Annotated in this window: 3 protein-coding genes; 2 read left to right on the top strand and 1 reads right to left on the bottom strand. The window is 59.4% G+C overall.

Annotated elements, in window-relative coordinates; genetic code table 11:
• A partial coding sequence (locus L3X40_RS21360; RefSeq protein ID WP_237367357.1) for a recombinase family protein occupies positions 1-514 on the top strand: 514 nt, incomplete at its 5' end.
• A complete protein-coding gene (locus L3X40_RS21355) occupies positions 480-1217 on the top strand; it encodes a hypothetical protein (protein ID WP_237367356.1) in 738 nt (245 codons plus the stop codon). The genes L3X40_RS21360 and L3X40_RS21355, both read left to right, overlap by 35 nt.
• Before the next feature lie 94 nt (positions 1218-1311).
• On the opposite strand, the gene L3X40_RS21350 is transcribed toward L3X40_RS21355, so the two are convergent.
• Positions 1312-3114: recombinase family protein (locus tag L3X40_RS21350; protein WP_237367355.1), on the bottom strand; the 1803-nt coding region annotated here is incomplete at its 5' end.

Genomic DNA, 3114 nt, shown 5'->3' with positions numbered 1-3114 from the left:
AAAAAACTGCGTGACCGGCACCGGCGCGCAACTGCATTGGGCGATGCAGTGCCGCGCCACGGAACGATATGAAATCTATCTGCGTTCGGCAGGCCAACAGCCGGCACGGCAGCGGATAGTTTATGATGAGGTTGGCGATGTGGTCCTCGATCCTGACGCCCAAATCCGGGAGATGATCACCCACTTCTTCGAGACGTTCTCGCGGGTCGGATCGGCCACGCAGACTGTCAAGGCGTTCGCCAGGGAAGGCCTGCTCTTCCCATCCCGGCTTCGCAACGGGAAACAGGTGGTCTTCCAACCGCTGACCGCCTCGACCGCCATGCGCACGCTGCACAATCCCCGCTACGCGGGTGTCTATGCCTATGGGCAGCGTCTTTACCGCCGGACCGTTGATGGAAGGAAACAACTCCGCAAAGTGGACAACGTCACCGCGGCGCACCTTGTTGAGGATGCCGCCGCGCAGGCGGGCCTTTATCGATGTGCAGGAAGAACGAGAGCGCGCTCTGCGCGATGACCGGCTGACACTGGACGATGCAATCCGCGATCGATTGACCGCCATGACGACCGACTTCAAGACGGTCTGGTCCGACCCAGCCCTGCCGAACCGTGAACGCAAGCGGCTTCTTGCCTATCTTGTCGAGGACGTCACATTGCTCAAGTTCCCGGCCGAGGGAGAGACCCGGATCCACATCCGCTTCCGAGGCGGGAGGACCGAAACACTGACGACCCAGAACCCCAAATCCTCCGCACAGCAGGTAAAGACGCGGCCCGAGGTGGTCGAACTGGTCGACAAGCTTCTCGACGACCATATCTGCGCCGAAATCGCGGACATCCTGAATGCAAAAGGAATCCGCCCCGGCGGCTCAGCGCGGCGCGATCAGGCCGATGCCCAGTTCACTGACCTGCGCGTCATCTATCTCGTCAAACGATATGGTCTGCGTTCTCGCTACGACCGGCTGCGCGAGCAGGGAATGCTGACAAAAGCGGAGGCCTGCGCAGCACTCGGCATCACCGAGTGTACCTTGGTCAGATGGGCGAAATACGGCATCGTGAAAAGACATGCCTACAATGGCTATATCGGCCTCTATGAGCCGCCAGGACCGCACGTCCCGGCCAAGCAATGCAGCCGATGGAACCAACTGGTCCACCGGGCTGAGACCGTTCGGCGGCTCGGCGGCTCAAAATGCACCGATCTCAACGAAAGGGCTGTAGTATGAAACCAGTTAGTTGGCGTAAAGCGACAGACCAATCCCGTCGTGCCACAGGATCTTGCAAAGATCGCCGAAGCTGTCTTCATGATGCACTCCTTTTCTAGATTCCAGGCAGGCGGACTACCTTATCATATTGATAATCCTCGTAATATTGAGGCCTTCTGTCGATCACTTTCTGCACCCCTATCTGCACCGATTCTGATGCGAGGGCGTCGACCTCGACAAGCCACGGTGCACCGGGCATTATCTGTGTGGCTGGTAGTATGCCTTTGAGGGCCATCTTCTTCGCCGAGCCGATGCAGATACCTAGCTGTTCTGCGGCTTTGGAGAGACTGATCGTCTTGCCGTCGGATATTGCTTGATCGTATTCCGGCAGGTCGAGGCGCTCGCGCATTTCCTTGACCCTCACGGTCGTCCAGGTTTTCCCATCGTTCGTGCGGCACAACATCCGATTGAGTGAGACTGCCAGCTCTTTGTCTGGCCAATGGCCTGCAAGCTTGCGGAGCGCCTCGACGGCACCCGGTGCCCGGTCCGTGGGATATCGGCCGGTTTTAACCCGAGCGACACGGATCTCGGTATGGCGACCACCGTGCCAGTGGATAAGCAGGACCACTTCGTTGGAAGCGTCATCAAGGTCGAAGATGATTTCCTTGATCAGCACGTGGATCAGCCGCTGCTTCGTGCGGGTGTCGGTCGAGGGCGCATTCCAAGCTGCAGGAAGATCGTGCGCCAGTTGGAGCAGAACAGCGCGATCGATCTTCGGTCGCTCAGCAGCCTTCTGACGCTCTTCCTCAATCCTGCTCTCAAGCTCAGCAACGTGTTCGAGAGCGCCATTCCACCGCGCTTCCAGTTCTCGGGCTACATGACGCTTTGCTGGATCAACCATGTCGTACCGCCGCGCTGCCAGGGAGGCTTCGTAGCGAGCCGCTTCGAGGTTGCGCTCAAGTGCCGCTATAATGTCATCGATCGACCGCCCTACCTGATCGGCGGCGAAGATGGCGGCTTCGACAGCTTGACCCGAGACCGCCTCAAGGCAGGCTAGTGCGACTGCCCTGTCGACGCGGACACCACCGATGCCAATGCAGAGCCCGTTGCCGACCGTGACGCCCTCCTGATCGCCACGGCACAGATAACGGTGCGCATATCCCTTCGCCATGCCGTAGAACACACGCACCACGCGTCCGCACCGACCGCAGCGGATCAGGCCAGTCAACAGAGCGCGACCGCCTCGCCCAGATTTTCGGTCACAGTTTTTCTTCATGTAAGCATTCTCGCGCAACAGCCGAAGATTCTCCTCGAACTCCTGCCAGCTGATGTAGCCCTCGTGATTATCACGCAGGAGGGCCGACCACTCCTCGCGCGGCCTCTTATAACCGTTCGTCTTGCGAGCGCGGCCATCGACAACCTTGGTTCGCTGTCCATTCTTGCCGAACGCGTAAGCGCCAGCATAGGCGGGGTTATGTAGAATCTGGACGACGGTGTGGTACGCCGGAGGCTTCCAGATCACCTTATAGACTTCGACGTTCCGTCGAACCACCGGTATTTCGATACCAGCGCTGTGCAGCCATAGGTATACTTGGCGAGCACTTCCGAGTTCGCGGAACTTGGTGAAGATGAGCCGCACAGCCTCCTGCACATGCTCGTCGGGATCCATTTCGATCTTGCCTGACTCGCTCCAGCAATATCCTGGCGGCAGCATGAAGCGGAACTCGCCACGCTGCGCCTTGGCGGTGCGGGCCGCCATGCCGCGCTGGCGCATCAGGCTTAACTCGTACTCCGACATCGTCCCTTTCAACCCGAGCAGAAGCCGATCATTGACGATCCGCGGATCGTATGCGCCGTCGAGATCGATCACCAACGCCCCAGTCAGCGCGCATAGGTCGATCAGATGATGCCAGTCGCG

This window comes from Rhizorhapis sp. SPR117 (genome assembly GCF_021742065.1).
The sequence above is the reverse complement of the archived record's forward strand: the minus strand, read 5'-3'. Positions and strand labels throughout refer to the sequence as shown.